The following is a 19,073-nucleotide window of genomic DNA, read 5'->3' as shown; positions in this document are numbered from 1 at the left end:
CCAAGAATTTGGCAGAATAAACATTCCGTAACTTGTATACATAATTAATTAGTCACAACTAGGCAAGAATGCTACGAGATAACGGAATTCAATGCTGCTTGCACGAAGGTTTTAAGAAGTAAAAAGTAAAAAGTAAAAAGATAATCCCCATAAATAAATGATGTTGTTGGCGAATTAACAGGGGGTGTTACCAGTAGAAGAGATTATTTCTGACAGAGGTTAGACTTTCTAACATTGGCGATTGTAAACTCTATTATGAAGTTGCAGTGGGAGCAAGTGCCGATAAATTAGCTGTAGGGCATCGGTGAGAGGTTAAGATAATCTTACTTTTGTCAATTAGAAATTATGCTTAAAATTTGGAAAGAGCCGAGGTATGAAGTTAACTGTTGTACTGAAATTATGGGTTAAGAATAAATGATGCGTATCAAGATGACGCGTAGGCAAAGCCCAACCTAGGCATCGCCCAATCAAAAATTCTGTTTCTAACCCCGATTTCAGCAATATTTTAAGTACTATTGCTTATTGACAAATTGTATCTGACCTTAACCTCTCACAAATGGCTGTAGGGTGTGTTATGCCTTATAGCAACGCACCTGAGATTGTTGACGGTGCGGCGCTTGGCAACAACACACCCTACATTAAAATTCCTTAACATAGCTGGAAATATTAGCACCGACTTACTTAGTTGAGGTTGTCTCCCCAGGAAAGGTAAATGAGGATAGAGACTACCGCTATAAGCGTTCTGAGTACGCAGCACGGGGTATCTCTGAATACTGGATTGTTGATGCTGATCGAGCCAGAATTACCCTGTTGACTCTGGTAGATGGACTGTATGATGAAGCTGTATTGTCAAGGAACAGACATTATTCGGTCACTGACTTTTCCAATGCTGAATTTGACCGCAGATCAAGTATTGACGGTTGGATAGGTATAATATATGACAATACCAGAATAACTTTTTTGTGGCATTCCTCAGATATTAAATATGCGTTATCCATAAACCTTGTAGAGACGTAGCAGTGCTACGTCTCTACATTCATTTTCACCAGATGTCTAAAGAGTATTTACAGCCTCTAACTGTACTACCCTACAGCAAATTGCTGTAAATCTTTAGAAGGTGAAGGTAGTTCTCAGCGTACCAATGATCGCATCATCGTTGTTGCCATTAAGTTGACCAGGATTAGTTAACCAAATTACCCCAGGAGTAATAGAAATGTTGTCACTCACACGATACTTATAGAAACCTTCAAAGTGGTATGGCTTATCACCAGGGGTACCTCCAACATAAGGTTCAACACCTGCGAAAATTCCTAAAACGTTGCCTTTTTTACCTAAGTCTGGTAGAGCTATCCCAGCTCCATAACTCCAAACTTCAGAGCCATTATTAGCACGATTACCAAAGCCTGTGATGTCGCTGTAAAGTACAAAGCCACTAATCGACAGTTTGTCACTAGGTTTAAAAGCAGCCTCCAAACCGTAGGAATTACTTATATATGGATTGGTACCACCTAAAAAGTTAGCTTGTGCAGTACCGACTACAGCAGTTGTATTGGCGGAGCCTCCATCGAATAAAAGAGTACCACTACCATTATAAGCGTTGACGTAGGTTGCAGCTAAAGAGAAGTGATTGCCTACATTTAAGTTCAACTGTCCTAAAGCAGCATAGTTACCATCGAATAAACCGTTACCTGGGTTAGGGCTATTCGCTTGAGATCCCAAGTAACCCAAGGTTAATGAAGGTTGGAAACCACCACTGCCTTTACCAAAGACTAAGTTAACACCAGCACCAGAACCGCCACCAATCCGATAGATGGGGCTTTCGGAGGCAAAGGTAGACAAAGCACCGTTACCGCCATCAAAATCCTGAAAGTATGGGTTGACGGTAGGAACGTAATCGCTCTGAATACCTCCACTAGCAGCTATGTAAACTTGGGATTTGCCAAGGGGGAAGTAATAGGCCAACCAGTCTATAGAAACAGCGTTGTTATTGTTGGTGGAAGGGGACAGGTTAAAAGTTTGAGTCCCTTCAAATGTGCCATTTCGTAAATTCAAGGGAGTTGCATTACCAGCTGCAAGCCTAGTATGCAAAGTATCTTGACCGGTGAAGCTGGTTTGCAAGTCTAAACGCACCCTGTCTTGGAAAACAGTGTTGCTGTTGCTGTTGTTGCCAAAGTTGTTGGTGACGGCAAAAATTGCTTCACCAACTAGCTTGGTTGTAGTGGAAAACTGATGTGCTTCCAGTTCAGCAGTCCGTGTTTCTAGAGAATCTACTCGACCACGCAGAGTTGCTAGTTCTGCCGAGAATTCCTCTTGCAAACGCTGGAGAGTAGCCAAATCCTGTTTTGTCACCAAGTCAGCAGTTGCTGTGGCAATCAGTTCATTAACCCGATCTAAACAAGCATTCAAACCTGCGGCAAACTCATAACGAGTCAGTGCCCGATTGCCCCGATAAGTACTATTGGGATATCCCGCGATACAACCGTAGCGCTCAACTAGGGATTGTAAAGCTTGGAATGCCCAATCAGTCGGCTGTACATCAGAAAATTGAGAAACTGATGTGACTTGAGACAGTGAATTCTGGTTATTGCCTTCGCTGCTGTAGCTGTTAACCTCTTCTAAAACCTGTTTATCATCAGTTTTTTGGGCAACCAATTGCTGATTAGCTTTTGGTTGCTCTGTTTGAATAGCTATTGGTGCTTCTGTCTGAGCAGATTTTGCCTTTGTATCTTCAGACAAGCTTGCTACTTCAGTAGCCATAGCTCTAGCGGAAACCAACACCGTCACTCCCAAAACTACTGGACTTAGTACCAGAGTTTTCCACAATAGATGAGACATTTTTTTATTTTCCTTTCCTAAAAAATACCCGAAATCAGTGGGTTCAAGAAAAAGAGAACAAGCAATTATTCTACTTGTTGAAAATCTTATCAGATTGCTGTTACCTCAGCTATGTCTAAGAAAATTTTCTCGGATGAAGAATCGTAAAGTCTTGCAGATGACTTATTTACCAAAGGTAGCGTTATCCGGGAATTTTGCTTGTTTTTGTGCAATTTATTGACTTTGTCTTCTTGTTTTTAACCCTGGTTTGTGGTAGATAATTTTTCTCTTTAAATTTCTTCCTTAATCAAGAAAGTGCATTTATACATGGGGTTTAGATTATAAATTAGTAATTATTGATTATTAATTATTTTCACCCTCCACCTGGCGGAATGTGGGATATGAATCAATACCGTTCAGTTCAGCCGAAAATCCTTGGTAGAGATGCGAAACTTTGTGTCTCTACAGATCTAAAATCAGTACCAAAAATCCTTAGTTGACACCAATAGCAACATGAGCGCCTTTCTGACTTTTCACGGTATCTGGAAAACCTCTCTCTAAATCTCTCTCCTTTTAGGAGAGAGACTTTGAATTTTCCCCCTTCCTTGCGAGGGAAGGGGGTTAGGTCAATCGTTGGCTTTTCCACATAACGTGAAAAGTCAGGAGCGCCTTTGGCTACGCGCTCGTGTTGCCCACCCCACAAGATTGGATAATTTATTTGTTGGAAGTCCCTTAAACTCCTGATTTACAAGTTAGCCGGTAAGCGTAGAGCTTCAGTGTCTTTAGATCTGAGAGTGTCAAGCAGTTAATTTTTCATAACTATCAGCAGTTGTTGTTTCTAATCCCAAGATATGATAATTATTTGGCTCAGATGTTCCGTGCATCGTCAGAACTAGAGCGTCGATTAAGGCTTTGGCTTTCAGCAGCGTTTCCTGAAACTCCATCTCCGGCTCAGAAAGGGCTATAATTCCGCCACCGATACCAATGGAGGTTTGATCGGGAGTCAAAACAGCAGTCCGAATCACAATATTCAAATCGGCTGAACCATTTAAGCCCAAAAAGCCGATCGCACCTGAATACACTCCCCGCGCCTCTTGTTCTAGGCGATCGATAATTTGCATAGTGCGGATTTTGGGCGCACCGGTCATCGACCCTCCGGGAAATGCAGCCCGCACGCAATCCACCGCTTGTAAATCTGAACGTAACCGCCCGCGTACCGTTGTCACCAACTGATGTACTGTTGGGTACGTTTCCACATCCATTAATTTTGGTACGTGGATGCTACCAACTTCACAGACTCGTCCCAAATCATTGCGTAACAAATCGACAATCATCAGATTTTCAGATCGGTCTTTTTCGCTGTTGCGTAGCTTCTCACGGAGGACGAAATCAGCTTCGGGGGTTTCTCCTCGTGGTAGGGTTCCCTTGATGGGCTTAGTTTCTACCCATCCTTGGCGATCAATGCTTAGAAAGCGTTCTGGAGATGAGCAGGCGATAGCTACGCTCGCCGCAGGCATCGCAATGTCACCAAAGTGCAAAAATGCAGAGTAAGGAGCCGGATTGATTTTACGTAATGTGCGATAGAAGGTCAATGGATCGGGGGTTGCATTTGTGTGAAGCTGATTCGTCAGACAAACTTGATAGGTTTCCCCTTCGTGAATTTCGTCCAAGCATTGGCGAATATCTTGGATATAATTTTGATAACTGCGACTCAAACAAAACTTAACTGGCTGACAATTTTCTTGGGGTACAAGGGAAGAAAGAGGATTTAAAGTTTCGAGTTGTTGTTGGATAGTATCAAACCAAGTTTCTAGCTGTTCTGTTTGTCCTTTTTTGATTAATTGCAACAAATAAACACACTGTTCTTGATGATCGATAGCAATTATGCGATCGGCAAGTAAGAAAATTGCATCGGGTAATGGTGAAGAATGCACCAATGAAGATCCACACTCTGCCTTGAGTTCATAGCCAAAATAGCCAACAAATCCACAGTTAAAATCAAAAGGTAACTCATCAGATTGACAAAATCGGCAGTCTATTTCCCGCTTCAAATATTCAAAAATACTTTCGGTGCAACGAGTCACGGTATCTGACTGTGTAATGACGAGTTCTTGCGTTTGGGTATGATACCGCACCAATAGACTGTTTACCCCACTTCCATCACCCATAAACGAAAAGCGAGATAGACCAATTTCTACACGGCTGCTATCTAGCCAAAAAGCGTTCGGTGCATCCTCAAACAGCTGTACAAATATTTGTTCTGTATTTGGGCAGATATCTAACTTGCGCGTATACAATTCAAACTTGTCTTCCTGTTCTTGACAGGGTTGATCCATAACAGGAGTAACAGATTCATATCCAATCCAGTACTGCTTTTCTGGACTTTTTGACTCTGCCAAGAGGCTTTCAAGCCCCGCCCCTTGTGGTTTCTTCCCCCTCCTGCCTCCTGCCGATGCTTGCGGACTCACTACCGCTGCGCTATCCTGCCTCCTTGACAATTTTTCTGTAAATTGCAGCGTAATATCTCGAAAGTTTTCTAGTAATCTTTGCCCATATTCTGTACAGATAGACTCTGGATGAAACTGCACACCCCAAAAAGGTAAATGCCGATGACGCAATCCCATCACCAATCCTTCTTCAGACCAAGCAATTTTTTCTAAACACTCAGGTAGTTCATCAGCAACTAACAACGAGTGATAGCGCACCACAGAAAAATTACTAGGAATGCCTTGGAATAATTTTGAATTATTATGATAAATTTTACTGAGTCTGCCGTGTCGAACTTCCGGTGCATGAATCACTCTTCCACCATGTAGGTAGCCAAGTCCTTGATGCCCCAGACAAACTCCTAGCAAAGGCACATCTACATTCTCAATTATTTGTTGGCAAACTCCAAAATCTTCTGACCTTTCTGGACGACCGGGGCCAGGTGAAATCACAATGTTGTCAAATGCAATTTCTTTCAATTCATCCCAGTTAAGCTGATCGTTATAAATTACTAGAGGTAGTTCCCCATTTACCTCGGCAATCATCTGGTAAAGATTAAAGGTATAAGAGTCATAGTTATCAATAATTAATGTTCGCATATATAGTTAATTAGCTACCACATAGAAGTGCATTTCATTTCTCTCTAATTAATGATACTTTGGGCTGGCTTTTAGAGGATGTTTTAAAAGTATTGGGTGAATAGAATTCGCTACTACACAAACATAGACGCTTTGCGGTTTCCCGCAGGGTAGTCCACCTCCGTGGACTAAGAAAAATTAAGGGTTTTTAACCTGTGTAGGCAGGTAAAGTCTCGTGTAGCCGCGACTTCTAGTCACCAGGGCTAGTATGAATTGAGACTTTACAAACATCCTCTTATCCAAGTCTAATTTTGAAGTTCTTAATTTTATGAACAGAGTATTTTGATTCTAGTATCCACTCTTACTGGCTACTTTTGCCCTTGGCGCATCTTTTCAGGGTACAAATTGCAAAAATGGCAAGGAACCGAGCTATACTTCCAATGCGTGACATCTGAAAAATTAAGTAAATGCCGACACTTGGATAAAGCTGATACTAATGCCAGTAATAGTGCATTATTGTCTGTTTTTAGACGTTAATTTGGGGAGAAAATACAGAAAATAATTCATACCCTTGATGATTGTCTGCTAGACATTAGTTCTGGATCGGAACAAGAATCAAAATAACTACAAAATTGAATCCCCAAATTATTTGCGAGTGTACATCGTGAATGATCTTTATTCTTTTATTTTTGCCAAATTGGGATGCTCCCATTTTTACCAATACTATACCCGGATTTCTCACCACATCTCAATAATTAAATAAGTAATGAGTAATGAGTAATGAATCTTACTTATTACTTATTACTTATTACTTCGCCCGTGAGGGGAGCAGGGGAGAGTTCAATCTGCCAAGTTCAATCCCTTCTCTCCTTGTGAGAAATGCGGGTATAGCGGTTCCCACTCAGATGCGGTACAAAATCATATCGCAAGGTGTAGGGGCAATTCATGTAGATGCAAAGCGGCTTCCCGCAGGGTATTGCCCCTACGGGTGTACCTCACTCACGTGAACGAGAACCGCTATAATAGTTTCTTGCAATTGGTTGGAAATAAATACTGAGAGAGCGTAAATTATGCAAGTGTGTCTGGTTACAGGTGGTAACTCTGGTGTAGGTTTAATGACGGCTGTAGGTTTAGCCAAATTAGGCAATCATGTATTTATTGCCTGTCGTTCGGCAAATAAAGCCGCAAAAGCTATAGACTATATCCGCCAAACTACCGGAAATCAAAATGTGACATTTTTACCTCTTGATCTAGCTTCTTTAGATTCAGTTCGTAACTGTGTAAAACTATTTAATGACAAAAATTTACCATTAGATATATTAGTCAATAATGCAGGTATATTCAACCGCAGAGGCACAACGAAAGAAGGTTTTGAACTGATTTGGGGGACTAACTATTTAGGTCATTTTTTGCTCACTTATTTATTACTAGAAAAATTGCAAGAATCTGCCCCTAGTCGCATTATCATGTTAGCGTCAGATTTCGCATTATCTCCAAGTGGCATTGACTGGAATTTATTAGTTAAAAGAACACCGTTAAATTTTATAAAATTATATGCCGTTTCTAAACTCTCTTTATTGCTTTTAACAAGAGAACTTTCTCAGCGATTAAATAATTCTCAAGTCACTGTTAACGCAATACATCCAGGCTTTGTGCAATCAAATATTACTAGATGGCATCGTCTCAGTAAATATTTAGGTTTAGGTATTTCCTCGGAAGCCGGAGCATATAGCACTCTTATTTGTGCTACTTCCCCAGATTATCAAAATGTTAGTGGAAAATTTTTAGATAGTCATACTCAAGAAATTCTATTACCGAAAGTAGCACAAAATCAAGAATTATCAGAGCAATTATGGGAACGTAGTTTATTATGGGCTGGTTGCAACCAACAGCAGAATACAAAGAAAATTAATTATGATGGTACTGATGAAATTTGGGGGCCAAACTCTCTCCTTTTAACCAGTAATGAAATAGCTGATATTACCCAATATATTTTTGATAAAGTTTTAATAAAAATACCAATAAAGATATTACTAAAACAGGTAGTTATATCATTTATTAGATTTGATATTGGGTCATTGTTCATTATACTGCTTCAAGTTTTTACTAAATCTTTTTACATGGAAAGACATTTAGATTCACCTGTAATTTTGCAATTATGTCAAGATCAAAATTTATTAGAAAGGCTTAGTGCTTATTTAGGAGAAAATTTAGTATTATGGCGATCAGAATTGTGGGTAAATTATCCCGCCCAGCAATTAATTCCTTTTTGGCATCAAGACTGTTATCCTAAACTGCTGAAAGGAGATGGTAAAACTATCCATGCTTATATAGCTCTAACAGAAGTTAACGAATATAATGGATTTGAGTATATACCTAATATTTACTTAAAAGATTGCCAGATAAAAGGAACCGATCCTTTTAGTGGTAATCACTTTTTTGAAATCACTGATGAAGTCGCACAAAAAGCTATTCCTGTGGTGTTACGTCCTGGTGAATTTGTACTATTTAGTGATAGATTATTACATCGTTCAATACGTAATAATAGCGGTAAAGTCCGACTTTCTTTAACGCTGCGGTTGACTCAGCCAGAGGTAAAAGTTTTACCGGGTTATACTTCTAATTGTCAGGAACCTATAATTTTACAATCACAAAAATAGCTGAGGGTATTAAATATTCACCCATTCCTCTGGCTTCTTAATTTATTTTTAGCGGGGAAATCTGAAAACTTACGATTAAGTTGGTAAATGTAATACCTGCAAAGCAAACGAAATCAGGGTAAGGAACGTTAAAAACCCAATTGTATCTAGCATTGTAGTCACTAATGGGCCACTAACCAAAGCAGGGTCAAGTTTCAAGCGTTTCAAACCCATTGGTAGTAAGGTGCCCAGTGTAACAGCCACAATTGTATTAGTTGCCATTACCATGCCGGCAATTAAAGCCACCCATCGCTCTTGGGGTCGCGCCCAAATTAAGGAAAGCAGGATCATCGTTGTGGCTAAAGCTAGGGCTGTACCTAAACCAGCACAAAGTTCCTTGCGGAGAATTTTTAAGGTATCTTTGGGTGTTACCTCTCCTACTCCCAAGCCACGGATTGTCACCGTTAATGATTGAATACCAACAGTACCACCTGTGTTTGAAAAAATCGGCATAATTACTGCTAAAACTGGCACTGCGGCAATTACAGATTGGAAAGGCGCGATCGCACTGGCTGCACCAATATACAGGGCCATGATGCCCAACAGCCAAGGCAAGCGGTTACGGATAGTTAACAGGGGAGAGGATAAAGCTGCTTCATCACCACTCACACCCCCCAGTTTTTGGATATCTTCTGTGGCTTCCTCTTCTAAAATATCCATGACATCATCAATGGTGACAATGCCCACCAATCGGTCTTCCCGGTCAACTACGGGGATAGCGATTAAGTCATAGCGCTGCATGATTCGCGCCACTTCTTCTTGTGGGGTTTCAGTTGTCACCTTAATGACGCGATCGCTAGCAATATCTTTGATGAAAACATCGGGAAAGGTAAACAGCAATTGGCGCAGTGAAACTACTCTCACCAGCGTCCGGTTGTCGTCTGTGACGTAGGCGTAGTAAATCGATTCCTTGTCTTCGTCCTGACGGCGGATCTTGCTCAGGGCTTCACCGACAGTCAATCCTTGACGCAACCGGACATATTCGGTTGTCATTACCCGCCCAGCAGTGCCTTCTGGATAGCCGAGAATCGTTGCTGTTGCTTGCCTTTGTTCTGGACTCAGTTCTTGCAATAGCCGTTTGATGACTCCAGCCGGTAGTTCATCAAACAATTCTGCCCGTTCGTCGGGACTCATGGCTTCTACAAGTTGCACTACCTGGACATCATGCAGAGAATTAATTAGTTCTTCCTGCACCACTGTAGGCAGATATTCAAATACATCAATTGCCTGAGCTTTGTTGAGTAAACGGAATGCGATCGCCCGTTGTTTTTCAGGCAATTGTGTAATGTAGTCTCCCACATCCACAGGTTGCAAGCGATTTAAATCCCATTTCAACTGGTTCAAATCGGTAGTATCAGTCAGCAAATCACGAATATCTTGTGTAAGCATGATATATATCTCCTAAGTCTCCCCCGCGCTGGGAGACTTCCTCACCAACTCAGAGGAGGTTGATACTGCCATCTGGTGGACTATTGCCCATAAAATTTCAACAATTCAATATCGATATCTAAATCAAGGCATCGCTGTTCATCATCCTAACCCGGAATAGCACTCTCAGGTACATACTGAGGCATCAGTATTTAATATTTGTGATATTTATCACTCTTGAATGACTTAAGGTAATTTTTAGAGATTTTCTCGTGTCCGTTTTGCTTCTATTAGTTTTTCCAGTTCACCAATTTCATCTATGGTATAAAACTTCGGGTTAGGTTCAGCGTTAATTTTATCCATTAGAGCGTGAAAAGCTTCTGTATCATTCTGATTCTCTAATAAATAACGTTTTAACTCTATTTTACTCATTGCAGCAAACTTAGGCTTGGTCATTCGTCGTATCTCCATTTACCATTAGGGTTAATTACAATACCAGTTTCATCACCAGCCAAGATATAGATGTCTCCTGTTCGTTCATCTAATCTGACTATAAAGATAGGTAGTAGAAATGTTGTGAGGTTTTGACAGAGAATAAAACAAATCAGATTTTGTTTGGGTGTAGGATACCTCATCAAGGTTGACTTACCTTTTTGATTGCCGCATCACACCACATTCTGACAGCTTCTTCCATTGCCTCACTGTGTCCTATTTCTAACTCAAGAGCTAGCTGTTTGAAAATTTTAACTAAATCCTTGGGCAGATAGGCAGCACTTTGGGTGTAATCGCTGTGGGTGCGTTTGTTAATTCGAGTTTCCATGATGAAAAAAGTTAATCTGCTGTTATGCTAGCATACTAGCTCATATCTCCCAGATTGCACTCCATAGCACGTAATTCTGACCACACCCAAAAATCTCCCCAATTTTTCACTATTTCGCCAGTGCTACGCCGAAATAAAATCGCTAAAATTAAGTACCCAGAAATCTACTAACACGAGATAATAATAAACTCACACCACCCTCATCTGTTGTCCCATCAACCATTACAGAATTTATTCTGGCTTGGTTTAGGTAATTCACTTGACAGTCACAGGGTCAAATTTTGCAAGTTGTTCTGAACCAAACCATGAAAACATCTACCAAATTGCTAGCTCGCCTGGACTATTACTACCAGCAAATCAAAACGATCATCCTGACTCGGCAAAATCCGATTACTGGTTTATTACCTGCTAGTACAGCGATTACAGCCCACGGCGATTATACTGATGCCTGGGTGCGAGACAACGTTTACAGCATTTTGGCAGTTTGGGGTTTAGGACTTGCATACCGCAAAATTGACGACGATGAAGGACGCACTTATGAACTAGAACACAGTGTCATCAAACTGATGCGCGGGTTGCTATTTGCGATGATGCGACAGGCTCATAAAGTAGAGACATTTAAACATACTCAGTCGCTACTAGATGGACTGCACGCCAAATATAATACCGCAACTGGTGACATTGTTGTTGGTGATGATGAATGGGGACATTTGCAACTTGATGCCACATCTATATTTTTACTGATGTTGGGGCAAATGACGGCTGCGGGATTGCAAATAATTTATACCATTGATGAAGTGAATTTCGTCCAAAATTTGGTTTACTACATTGGACGAGCTTATCGCACTCCAGATTACGGCATTTGGGAACGTGGTAATAAAATTAATCGTGGTAGTGCAGAGTTAAATGCCAGTTCCGTAGGCATGGCAAAAGCTGCTTTAGAAGCTATCAACGGACTGGATTTGTTTGGTGTGCGTGGTAGTCAAGCATCGGTAATTCATGTGCTACCAGATGAAATCGCCCGCGCCCGGATTACCTTAGAATCCTTATTACCGAGGGAATCTGGTTCCAAAGAAATTGATGCGGCGCTGTTAAGTATTATTAGTTATCCTGCCTTTGCAGTAGAAGATTTGGAGTTACGCGATCGCACTTTAAACGATATTATCAATAAACTCGCAGGTAAATACGGCTGCAAACGCTTTCTGCGTGATGGACACCAAACCGTTTTAGAAGATCATCAGCGCTTGCACTACGAACCGTTAGAACTTAAGCAATTTGAGCATATCGAATGCGAATGGCCGTTATTTTTCACTTATTTAGTTCTAGATGGATTATTTCGCGGCAAACAAGAACAAGTTAAAAAATACCAAAGTCTTTTAGAATCATTATTTATGGAGCAAGATGGTTTGCGTTTATTGCCAGAACTTTATTATGTTCCCGCCGAAAATATAGAAGCAGAAAAGTTAGCACCCCAAACGCAACCACGTTTACCTAATGAAAATATTCCCTTGGTGTGGGCACAGAGTTTGTATTTTCTCAGTGAAATGTTGAGCGAAGGGTTACTGGCAGTTGGTGATATTGACCCTTTGGGAAGACATTTGTGTGTGGGTAAACAGCGAGAGTCATTGGTACAAATTGCTTTATTAGCAGAAGATGAAGATTTACAGAAGAAATTAGAAGTTCACGGAATTGAAGCACAAACGCCTACCCAAGTAGAACCGATTCAAGTGAGAAAGGCTGGAGAATTTTCAGCTATTTATACCCAAATTGGACGTAACGATAAACTTGGTTTAACTGGGCGTCCAGTCCGGCGGCTGCGGAGTTTAACAACATCTAGAATTTTTCGGATTAGTGGTGAAACAATTGTCTTTTTACCTTCATTTTCAGATTCTCAACAGTTTTATTTAACCCTTGATTACCATTTTCTGCTAGACCAAATTAGAAGCGAACTTGCTTATATTCAAAAATATTGGGGCGATTTAGGGCGTCCTACCTTGACTTTAATGTTGACGCACACTATGTTAGAAGTCGGTTCGGAAGCATTACTAGAACTGATGCAAGAACTGAAAGATGGTGTTTGTAACGGCGTGCGGGTGAAATTAGGGCGACTAAATCAGCTAATGCTAACAGCTGGAATCCAAAGAATTGATTTTCTCCCCAATGCAGAATTTTTGCGATCACCAGTAAAAAATGCTAGCCCACGTTGCTATTATCTAGCTTATCATCCTGAGAAAAACTGGCGCTTAGGACATAGCCAAGAATTTCAAATGGAGTGTGAAACCAACTTTGGGTTATTACTTTCTCGTTTGCGCTCATCAGAGAATATTTACGAGCAAATTGAGTTATTGCAAACTCTAACTCGCTTGCAGGGAACGGAATTTGATACGGGGTATGGTGGCCCAGGATATCCTGTCACCGTAGGCGATTTACTCGATGAAGTTTATACCAAAGCTGGAGATTTAGGTATTTGGGCGGTAGTGCGTCGGGCTGCGGGGTTACGGCTGATGGTTGATATCAGCTTATCAGATGCAGTAACGAGTATTTTGGTACGAGGTAAGCAAATTGCTGTGGGTAAAGCTTACAGTGAAGCGTCCTTAATTACCGTACCCATGCCTCACGATGAAATTGCCGATAAAATTAATCATTTCTGTCGTGAAGATATCCGCGATCGCGTCCTCACTCAAGAGATTTTAATCTATCTTGGTATCTTAATTCGCTCAGAACCCGAACTATTTCAGGGACTACTAACCCTGAGAGTCGGCTATCTCATCTTATTGATTACCAGCGAACTAGCGCGGGAATTATACGTCACTCAAGATGAAGCTTATGACTATTTAATGCAACTTTCACCCTTTGATGTAAAAATGCGCTTGCGTCAGGTATTAACTGGATATACTGGCATGAGTAACCTGTTACGCCAGCAAGAATCACTGCATGTCAAACAAAAAGAAAGTGATATTGCTTGGGTGGTGTTACCAGCAATAGCAGAAGGAATAGAAGTCCCGCCGGGCGGTTGGCGGCGGTTTCGCCAAGCCGAGGGTGCGACGGGGCGCGTACCAAAAGAATTTTTCAAAGAAGTTTGGCTATTAATGCAGCATTGCAAGGGTCTAGTAATTGGTGATAAACTAGAGCGCCGCAATCGTTTAGATAGTGAGATAATGTTGTCAGAAATGACGGCAGGTGAAAGAAATTTTGCCCTGTTAGTCGAGCATTTGCTGAATAAAATCGAAGCTCCAGAATACCGCCAAGTTAATATTGAAGCATTAATCGAATTAGCTGCGATCGTAGCCAATAATCCCAACCTGCAAATCGAAGAATATATTGTATTAGATGTGTTAATTGGCCATGCAGTACGATTGGCGTGGTTAGAGAATCATAGTCAACGCAGCGATCGCTATGATGAAGATAAGGCGAGTGCGTGGCGATCGTTTTACAACACCTCTCCTAGAGATTGCACTGGTTATATTTTGAAAGCCTTCCGTTTTTTAACCAAATTTGGTGAAGCTAGTATAGCTTAACTAGCATAGGTGTAGGTTGCCTTACACTATGCGAACCTAGTTTATTCCTATATGTCGGCAACCTGGGTAAAATTTGGCAAAAAACTTTGCGTCTTTGCATGAGCAAAAAAATCTCACGAACTTGTGCAACTTATAAACTCATTTATCCGATGCCAAACCTTCTCTAATAAATCAGGATCATCGGCATCAAACCATTCAATTTGTGGATATGCTCGAAACCAAGTGCGTTGTCGCTTGGCAAATTGTCGCGTATGCAAAATTGTTAATTCTTTCGCTTCATCCAAGGAAATATCCCCAGCCAAATGTTGCTTAATTTCTTGATAGCCCAAAGTATTCAACAAAGATAAATCAGCGCCATATTTTTGACAAAGATTCTCCACCTCTTCAACCAAACCATTTGCTATCATTTGCTCAGTACGCTGTTGAATACGAACGCCTAACTTTTCAACATCGCAATCTAAACCAATTTGCAAAATCGGATAATTCGGTGGATTCTCCCCTTGCTGTTCTGAAATTGGATATCCAGTTACATAAAATACCTCTAATGCTCGTAAAGTCCGCACTGAATCATTGCCATGAATCTTTTGTGCTGCAACTGGATCAACTTGTTGTAATATGGCGTAGAGTTGTGGTTGACCTAGAGATTCAAGCTGCGATCGCAATTCTATTTGTGGTGCGACTCTCGGAATTTTCATCCCTCGAACAATAGAACGGATGTATAAACCAGTGCCACCAACTAGTAGAAGTGGGGGAGATGAGGGAGATGAGGGAGATGAGGGAGATGAGGGAGATGAGGGAGATGAGGGAGATAGGGGAGAATTAATTAAGGCTTGTGCTTGTTGTTGATAGTCTGCTACCGTCATTGTGTCTGTGGGAGCGCAGATATCTATTAAATAGTGCGGCACTAATTTTTGTTCCGCCACAGTTGGTTTCGCCGTCCCGATATCAAACTCACGGTAAACTTGACGAGAATCAGCACTGATAATTACAGAACCCAAGCGCATTGCCAAAGCCAAAGCCAAACCCGATTTACCCGTCACAGTTGCCCCACAAATCACAATTAATTTAGTCATTAGTCATTAGTCATTGGTCATTGGTTATGGGGCATGGGGCATTGGGCATACAAGTAAAAAGAACCAAGTAAAAAGTAAAAAGAAAGATAAATTCAATATTTCTTTTAACTTTTAACTTTTAACTTTTAACTTGTTTCTCTCCCCCTGCCTCCCCTGCTTCCGACTCCTCTGCCTCTCTCTAATGGGACTGCAACCCCTGTATAAACTTCTCTTGAAAATGCCCTACAGACGCCAACAAGGCTTTTGTGTTACAATTTTGGAGTGTTTTTACTTTTATTTGCCTTTTGGCGAGTTCAACCCCACACATCAGGAGAGTTTACATGACGAGCAGTTACAGTGCCGATCAGATTCAAGTTCTGGAAGGTCTGGAAGCCGTCCGCAAAAGACCAGGAATGTACATTGGTACTACCGGGCCGCGAGGACTCCACCATTTAGTTTACGAGGTGGTGGACAATTCAGTTGATGAGGCTTTGGCGGGTTATTGCACTCATATAGAGGTAGATATTAACGCTGATGGTTCCGTTACTGTAACAGATGATGGTCGCGGTATTCCCATCGATACTCACTCGCGAACCGGGAAATCGGCTTTGGAAACCGTGATGACGGTACTGCACGCTGGTGGTAAGTTTGGCGGTGGTGGCTACAAAGTTTCGGGAGGATTGCACGGGGTTGGTATTTCTGTTGTTAATGCCCTCTCTGAAGTTGTAGAAGTTACAGTTTGGCGAGATAAAAAAGTTCATATCCAGCGCTATGAACGGGGTGTACCAGTTACCGAACTACAAGTCAAGCCTTACAAAGAAGCTAGAACCGGAACTTCTGTTACTTTTAAACCAGATACCCAAATATTTACTACCAGTATTGAGTTTGATTACATCACTTTATCAGGTCGCCTACGGGAATTGGCGTATCTGAATGCTGGTGTCAAAATTACCTTTACTGACCACCGTCTGGAATTACTAAAAAGCGATACATCTAAGGTAGAATCCTACGAGTACAAGGGTGGTATTAAAGAATATATCGCCTACATGAACCGCGAGAAGCAACCACTGCATGAAGAAATTATCTATGTGCAGGGGGAACGAAATAATGTACAAGTGGAAGTTTCATTGCAATGGTGTACTGATGCTTATACGGATAATGTACTAGGTTTTGCTAACAATATTCGCACAGTGGATGGTGGTACGCACTTAGAAGGGTTAAAGGCGGTTCTAACTCGGACATTAAATGCGATCGCCCGCAAGCGCAATAAAATTAAAGAGAATGAAACTAACCTCAGTGGCGAACACGTCCGCGAAGGTTTGACAGCCGTAATTTCTGTTAAAGTCCCAGACCCAGAATTTGAAGGACAAACCAAAACCAAACTCGGTAATACCGAAGTGCGGGGAATTGTTGATTCTTTAGTGGGAGAAGTCCTCACTGAGTATCTAGAATTTCATCCTGCCATAGCAGACTCAATTTTAGATAAAGCTATCCAAGCCTTCAAAGCCGCAGAAGCAGCCCGTCATGCGCGGGAATTAGTTCGGCGTAAATCGGTACTAGAATCTTCGCCATTACCTGGTAAACTGGCTGATTGTAGTTCTCGTGACCCTAGCGAGTCTGAGATATTCATCGTGGAAGGGGACTCAGCAGGTGGCAGTGCAAAACAAGGACGCGATCGCCGCACTCAAGCAATCTTGCCTCTACGTGGTAAAATCCTCAACATTGAAAAAACCGACGACGCTAAAATCTATAAAAATAACGAAGTTCAATCGTTAATTACAGCACTTGGTTTAGGTGTTAAAGGTGATGAATTTGATTCCACTCAACTGCGTTATCACCGGATAGTCATCATGACGGACGCTGACGTAGATGGAGCGCACATCCGGACTTTGTTGTTAACATTCTTCTATCGATATCAACGGGCACTCATCGAACAGGGCTTTATTTATATCGCTTGTCCCCCACTGTTTAAAGTAGAACGGGGACGTAATCATGAGTATTGCTATAGCGATCGCGAAAAAAATCAAGCGATCGCCAAATTTCCTGCTAACGCCAACTACACCATCCAACGCTTCAAAGGTTTGGGTGAAATGATGCCACAACAACTCTGGGACACCACTATGAACCCAGAAACTCGCAAAATGAAGCAAGTTGAAATTGAGGATGCTGCTGAAGCCGATCGCATCTTCACAATTTTAATGGGCGATCGGGTTGCACCCAGACGAGAATTCATCGAAACCTATGGTTCTAAGCTCAACTTCACCGATCTAGATATCTAATACCAGCATTCCTAAATCATTCGTAAAAACAAGATCCCCGACTTCGTAAAAGTTGTCGGGGATCTGTCGCATTGAAGTGATGCCCCGTTAGGCGTAGGTTTGAAAGCCACCCTAACTTTGAACTAGACGCTAACAATTAAAAAAATTTAGTAGGACTTACGCACACTCTATGAATTCTCGGCGCTCTTGGCGTCTTCTCTTCGAGAGGCTGACGCCAACGCGCAGCGTCTCGTAGAGAAGACGGTTCGATAAATTAAGCTTTTTGGCGATTTTTGCGTAAGTCCTATTTAGGTTGACTTGTCACACAAGTGGTAGTTCAGCACTACATAACTACAAAAATTCTAAATTTCTCCGCTAGTCAAATACATAAAATTTGCATATTGTCAATATTTTCCCAAAAATTAATGTTTGAGCGCTAGCAAAATTACCAACTTCGTTAGAAGCCAGAGTCTAGATAATACTCTTTACTCTGACGCGCTGATTAATTTCGCCTACCAACTAGAAACACATTTGTTATACCTCAGAAAATAACTGAATATCGTCTATCAAACAGCAATTAATAAGTATTTTGAGCTATTTCCGACAGCAGCCCCACGCCGTCCCGAAGGGCGGCGATGGGAAGAATGTCGGGGCGCTGACGAATCCCACCCCCGAACTGATGTCAACCGCTAGGTTGACGGAGTGAGTGGGGTGGGTGATAGCGAAGCGTTAGCGAGTCTTCTCCCAAGGGGAGACGCCAAAGGCGAACGAGCGTCGGAACCGCCACTCTCTTATCGGCACTACTCGGAGAATCTTGGTTTTGCACGTATTGTTTTAGCACTTCGACAGTCACTCCACCACAAGAGGCGACAAAGTAAGCACGTGTTTCTGGCTTCAGGTTATGCCCACACCAAAAACACTTCATCCCGTACTTGGCTATCAAGTGTGGACGTTTACGGTCTTTTTGATGGTGACTTAGGCGGCTGTACCGACGTGATTTGTTTTGTTGTGGACGAAAATGCCTACACAAAGCAGCCAGCATATCTGCCAAAAAAGCTTTCAGTTTCATAGCTAAAAAAAATTGTTTAGAGCCGCACTGCGGCTCTAAGGTGAATAGGAGAAAATTTATGCTGCTAGAATTGCGTTTATCGCTTGTCCGTCAGCTGCCCAACTACTGCGTTGTGTGGTGCAGCATGGTTGGGATATCCAAAAGCCGTCTAAGCTTTGGTAGAAAGTGCCGAGTAAGTTGATTCCTTTTTCGCTACCCCAAACTCGGTAGAGCTTGCCGAACACATCATCTACAGAGTCTATTTCGTAGTAGGCGGATTCTTGTGATTGCTGCTGGATGTAAAGGTTTAGCTGGGATTGTGCTACAGCTTGAACTTCAATCGTTGCTAATGTCATAATGGAGTTCTCCATAAATTATGTGGATAGAGAGGGCGCTTTACGTTTGCGAGACAGGGTGCTTTCTCTATACCT

The 19,073-nt window shown here is 41.7% G+C and carries 13 protein-coding genes; 4 read left to right on the top strand and 9 right to left on the bottom strand.

Annotation, left to right across the window (positions count from 1 at the left end):
* Positions 1 to 657 precede the first annotated feature (657 nt).
* A complete protein-coding gene (locus V7K67_RS28960; RefSeq protein WP_334730842.1) occupies positions 658 to 1,017 on the top strand; it encodes a Uma2 family endonuclease in 360 nt (119 codons plus the stop codon).
* A 93-nt stretch (positions 1,018 to 1,110) separates the two neighbouring features.
* On the opposite strand, the gene V7K67_RS28955 is transcribed toward V7K67_RS28960, so the two are convergent.
* Together V7K67_RS28955 and pabB are read right to left on the bottom strand one after the other, a co-directional pair.
* A complete protein-coding gene (locus V7K67_RS28955) occupies positions 1,111 to 2,835 on the bottom strand; it encodes an iron uptake porin (protein ID WP_334730838.1) in 1,725 nt (574 codons plus the stop codon).
* Between the two features lie 776 nt (positions 2,836 to 3,611).
* Complete coding sequence (pabB, locus tag V7K67_RS28950) at positions 3,612 to 5,900, bottom strand: aminodeoxychorismate synthase component I (protein WP_335169476.1); 2,289 nt, start codon at positions 5,898 to 5,900, stop codon at positions 3,612 to 3,614.
* A 1,049-nt stretch (positions 5,901 to 6,949) separates the two neighbouring features.
* On the opposite strand from pabB, the gene V7K67_RS28945 reads away from it, so the two are divergent.
* Positions 6,950 to 8,539, top strand: a complete 1,590-nt coding sequence (locus V7K67_RS28945) for an SDR family NAD(P)-dependent oxidoreductase (protein WP_335169474.1) — start codon at positions 6,950 to 6,952, stop codon at positions 8,537 to 8,539.
* Between the two features lie 75 nt (positions 8,540 to 8,614).
* Here V7K67_RS28945 and mgtE read toward each other — a convergent pair whose 3' ends face one another.
* From mgtE to V7K67_RS28925, 4 genes are all read right to left on the bottom strand, one after another.
* Positions 8,615 to 9,967, bottom strand: a complete 1,353-nt coding sequence (gene mgtE / locus V7K67_RS28940; protein WP_334730835.1) for a magnesium transporter — start codon at positions 9,965 to 9,967, stop codon at positions 8,615 to 8,617.
* A 237-nt stretch (positions 9,968 to 10,204) separates the two neighbouring features.
* A complete protein-coding gene (locus V7K67_RS28935; protein ID WP_334730834.1) occupies positions 10,205 to 10,402 on the bottom strand; it encodes a DUF6887 family protein in 198 nt (65 codons plus the stop codon).
* Positions 10,399 to 10,581 (bottom strand): DUF6888 family protein, encoded by a 183-nt coding sequence (locus V7K67_RS28930; protein WP_094328788.1) that lies wholly within the window; start codon positions 10,579 to 10,581, stop codon positions 10,399 to 10,401. Before V7K67_RS28930 ends, V7K67_RS28935 begins: the two co-directional genes overlap by 4 nt.
* Entirely contained in the window at positions 10,581 to 10,766 is a 186-nt protein-coding gene (locus V7K67_RS28925; protein ID WP_094328789.1) for a ribbon-helix-helix protein, CopG family, read from the bottom strand. The genes V7K67_RS28930 and V7K67_RS28925 overlap by 1 nt, the downstream gene beginning before the upstream one ends.
* A gap of 305 nt (positions 10,767 to 11,071) precedes the next feature.
* Here V7K67_RS28925 and V7K67_RS28920 point away from each other — a divergent pair, with 305 nt between their 5' ends.
* A complete protein-coding gene (locus V7K67_RS28920) occupies positions 11,072 to 14,284 on the top strand; it encodes a glycoside hydrolase family 15 protein (protein WP_334730833.1) in 3,213 nt (1,070 codons plus the stop codon).
* A 113-nt stretch (positions 14,285 to 14,397) separates the two neighbouring features.
* Here V7K67_RS28920 and miaA read toward each other — a convergent pair whose 3' ends face one another.
* Positions 14,398 to 15,357 (bottom strand): tRNA (adenosine(37)-N6)-dimethylallyltransferase MiaA, encoded by a 960-nt coding sequence (gene miaA, locus V7K67_RS28915; protein WP_335169471.1) that lies wholly within the window; start codon positions 15,355 to 15,357, stop codon positions 14,398 to 14,400.
* A gap of 320 nt (positions 15,358 to 15,677) precedes the next feature.
* On the opposite strand from miaA, the gene gyrB reads away from it, so the two are divergent.
* Positions 15,678 to 17,615 (top strand): DNA topoisomerase (ATP-hydrolyzing) subunit B, encoded by a 1,938-nt coding sequence (gene gyrB, locus V7K67_RS28910; protein ID WP_334710415.1) that lies wholly within the window; start codon positions 15,678 to 15,680, stop codon positions 17,613 to 17,615.
* A 661-nt stretch (positions 17,616 to 18,276) separates the two neighbouring features.
* Here the strand turns inward: gyrB and V7K67_RS34610 are convergent.
* Together V7K67_RS34610 and V7K67_RS28900 are read right to left on the bottom strand one after the other, a co-directional pair.
* Complete coding sequence (locus tag V7K67_RS34610) at positions 18,277 to 18,663, bottom strand: hypothetical protein (protein WP_442943957.1); 387 nt, start codon at positions 18,661 to 18,663, stop codon at positions 18,277 to 18,279.
* Between the two features lie 56 nt (positions 18,664 to 18,719).
* Positions 18,720 to 18,998 (bottom strand): hypothetical protein, encoded by a 279-nt coding sequence (locus V7K67_RS28900; protein WP_335169468.1) that lies wholly within the window; start codon positions 18,996 to 18,998, stop codon positions 18,720 to 18,722.
* Between the last annotated feature and the right edge of the window lie 75 nt (positions 18,999 to 19,073).

Source organism: Nostoc sp. (assembly GCF_036917155.1).
GTDB lineage: Bacteria > Cyanobacteriota > Cyanobacteriia > Cyanobacteriales > Nostocaceae > Nostoc.
The sequence above is the reverse complement of the archived record's forward strand: the minus strand, read 5'-3'. Positions and strand labels throughout refer to the sequence as shown.

What these genes read in the sequence shown, in the direction of transcription:
- mgtE (WP_334730835.1), bottom strand. Translation starts at nt 9,967, where the DNA reads ATGCTTACACAAGATATTCGTGATTTGCTGACTGATACTACCGATTTG.
- V7K67_RS28945 (WP_335169474.1), top strand. Translation starts at nt 6,950, where the DNA reads ATGCAAGTGTGTCTGGTTACAGGTGGTAACTCTGGTGTAGGTTTAATG.
- miaA (WP_335169471.1), bottom strand. Translation starts at nt 15,357, where the DNA reads ATGACTAAATTAATTGTGATTTGTGGGGCAACTGTGACGGGTAAATCG.
- V7K67_RS28935 (WP_334730834.1), bottom strand. Translation starts at nt 10,402, where the DNA reads ATGACCAAGCCTAAGTTTGCTGCAATGAGTAAAATAGAGTTAAAACGT.
- V7K67_RS34610 (WP_442943957.1), bottom strand. Translation starts at nt 18,663, where the DNA reads ATGAAACTGAAAGCTTTTTTGGCAGATATGCTGGCTGCTTTGTGTAGG.
- gyrB (WP_334710415.1), top strand. Translation starts at nt 15,678, where the DNA reads ATGACGAGCAGTTACAGTGCCGATCAGATTCAAGTTCTGGAAGGTCTG.
- pabB (WP_335169476.1), bottom strand. Translation starts at nt 5,900, where the DNA reads ATGCGAACATTAATTATTGATAACTATGACTCTTATACCTTTAATCTT.
- V7K67_RS28955 (WP_334730838.1), bottom strand. Translation starts at nt 2,835, where the DNA reads ATGTCTCATCTATTGTGGAAAACTCTGGTACTAAGTCCAGTAGTTTTG.
- V7K67_RS28930 (WP_094328788.1), bottom strand. Translation starts at nt 10,581, where the DNA reads ATGAGGTATCCTACACCCAAACAAAATCTGATTTGTTTTATTCTCTGT.
- V7K67_RS28925 (WP_094328789.1), bottom strand. Translation starts at nt 10,766, where the DNA reads ATGGAAACTCGAATTAACAAACGCACCCACAGCGATTACACCCAAAGT.
- V7K67_RS28920 (WP_334730833.1), top strand. Translation starts at nt 11,072, where the DNA reads ATGAAAACATCTACCAAATTGCTAGCTCGCCTGGACTATTACTACCAG.
- V7K67_RS28900 (WP_335169468.1), bottom strand. Translation starts at nt 18,998, where the DNA reads ATGACATTAGCAACGATTGAAGTTCAAGCTGTAGCACAATCCCAGCTA.